The 2,349-nt window shown below is 49.6% G+C and carries 1 protein-coding gene and 1 pseudogene; one reads left to right on the top strand and one right to left on the bottom strand.

Features of this window, described 5'->3' with window-relative positions; translation table 11 throughout:
• The first annotated feature begins 370 nt into the window (after positions 1–370).
• Entirely contained in the window at positions 371–1,279 is a 909-nt protein-coding gene (locus MUB52_RS23830) for a hypothetical protein (protein WP_263846652.1), read from the top strand.
• A 212-nt stretch (positions 1,280–1,491) separates the two neighbouring features.
• On the opposite strand, the pseudogene MUB52_RS23825 reads toward MUB52_RS23830, so the two are convergent.
• Positions 1,492–2,123, bottom strand: a pseudogene (locus MUB52_RS23825) (tyrosine-type recombinase/integrase).
• Between the last annotated feature and the right edge of the window lie 226 nt (positions 2,124–2,349).

Here is a 2,349-nt window from a genome sequence, read left to right as displayed (position 1 = left end):
ATGGGCCAACCGAGCGAATAGACTTTGGCAAGGGACATGAACACTCTGCCAATACCTGTGCGCCAAAAACAGTCGATTGCGATACAGATTGTATAGGGATCCGTCCCGGACGGCCAGAGGTCCGCTCCGAGCCCACTTTCACCGATGCTGCAGAATGTATGAATGGCCGCGGTTACGAAATCTGGGTCAGGTGCTGACAAAAATGGTGTGGGTCAAGCAGTCGCGTATGTAGTCTTCGGCACCATTTTTTCCAAGTCTATTGCAAATTGTGTATGTCGGCTATCAAATGGATACCGCGAAGGGCATCCGCCCCGTCCTGTAGAGTTGATCTGGGTTGAAAACGGTCTCGAATGCTTGATTATAGGGTTACATGGCTGTTTTTTTAATTCCACCATTCTCACAGATGTGTGCGGTTTGGAAATGCATTCAAAGAACTTGGCTTCTCGCACTGTGGGTACATTTGGCCATCGCCTCTACAGCAAATTCGCAAGAGATTTCAGATTTGAGCCGCGTGGATGCAACTCGGTTGGAACAGTATCGAGATCAATTCGCATTGGACGAGAGTGGAAGTATTTCCCATGGGATGATACGGGCACCGAACTACCCAATCGACTATTCCTCGGTCCTAAACGAAGAGACCTTGAGGTCATTTTTCGAGAAGACAGTTCTGGGGTGCGATAGCGTAACCCACTACTGTGACGACCAGATGTATCGTTGGTCTGTAGAGGAGTTTCTCGTCAAAATCTTTCAGGAAGGCAGTCTTCTCTCCATTGAAAATATTTCTCTGGTGCGAGATCCACTAGAGTATGTGCTGGCTGCAACAGGGATTTCAGTAGACTTTGTCCCGGATCTAGACGATGCAAATATAGTCATATACGTCGGAAGCATCGAGTATGTGTGGCAGAAAGCGCGACAAAACCGGGACGCTAAGACGCTCAAGTACTTTGAGATAGTTCGAGCAGCAAAGAAAGAAGTCAGCCTTATCCAGAGGATACTTGGGAAGCAGGTTGTTCAAGACCAATGCTACACCTCCAACAAAGACCGATCCAACAAAGGTGTATCAGCAATTTACGTTACGATGGATGGTTTGGAGAGTTGTTACGCCAGATCACTGATGCAGGTTATTGATTTGCATTCGACCGATCTTGGTGTTCCTTCGGCTACTGATACAACAAACCGGTACAAAGGATTGACGCACTTCGATTACTTTGCCTTCAATATGCTGAACAGTGTGGATGCTCCAATCCGGCGTGAAGTGGACGCAATCAATTCCTTGTAGTCAAGAAACGCCTCAGGTGTCAGAGCAAACATGGACAGCGAAGATCGATCACCACATCATCTCTACAGAGTAGACGAAAATGCCCGGCCATGAAGAACGCTGCAAAATCATTTCTAAGTCATCAATGGGCGGGGTTTGGCAACCCTAAAGCGGCCTTTGGTGCACATGCAGCGAATTCACACTAAGTCCGCCCTTGCCAACGGCCCAAATGGCTACATTTCTATTTCTTCCGCGATAGCCAAAGCATCCTCCAGCTCGACACCTAGATATCGGACTGTGCTATCCATTTTTGTATGTCCGAGGAGGAGCTGAACTGTTCAAAGATTCCCGGTTTTCTTGTAGATCTGGGTGACCTTGGTTCTTCGCATTGAATGGGTCCCGGAGGCGCTCGCTTCCAGATCGATTGACGTTACACAGTCTCGCACAATCCGCGCGTATTGGCGGGTCGAGATGTGAAGGCGCTCGTGGAACCGGCCGGGCCATGAGTACTCTGATCCGACCATCAGTTCTTCTTCCATCCTTTCTCAACGGAAGCGCGGGTGCCTTCTGATATTTCAAACCGGACTGGCTTTTGCGTCTTGCTTTGCAGCACTGAAGCGCGTTACTTGATCTGACCAGACGCCATTACATCCACAACTTTTATCTTCACAAGGTCGCAGCCACGCAATTTACTGTCGATGGCCATTTTGAACAGCACAAGGTCGCGATGGTTCTCGGCCAGTTCAAGTCACACCCGGATTGCCCAAGACATGCTTAGGCTTAGGTGGCCGCTTCTGGTCGACGAGCGGCCATTGTTCCAGGCAGGGCGTAGGGCGCGAATGGCTGGTAAGTTAGGTGTTTCCATGGCTGATCCTCGAATCCGCCATGCCCTCCCAAAATGACAACCCTACGTTGACCCAGACATCATAACACAGGGTGCCGCGCCACCTCCGATGTCGGGAATGAGCCCATTCTGCTAAATGCTGCATCTCCCACCAACGGTAGCGATGCTCTTGAGGATTCAATGGGTGGTCGCAACACTTTAGTCTTTTTGGAAAGATGGAGTGTTGAAGATGAAGTATCGGACGAGG

It is taken from the genome of Roseobacter sinensis, assembly GCF_025755255.1.
Taxonomy (GTDB): Bacteria; Pseudomonadota; Alphaproteobacteria; order Rhodobacterales; family Rhodobacteraceae; genus Roseobacter; species Roseobacter sinensis.
This window is presented reverse-complemented; position numbering and strand designations above follow the sequence as displayed.

Coding starts and splice junctions, on each gene's coding strand:
- MUB52_RS23830 (WP_263846652.1), top strand. CDS start 371: ATGGCTGTTTTTTTAATTCCACCATTCTCACAGATGTGTGCGGTTTGG.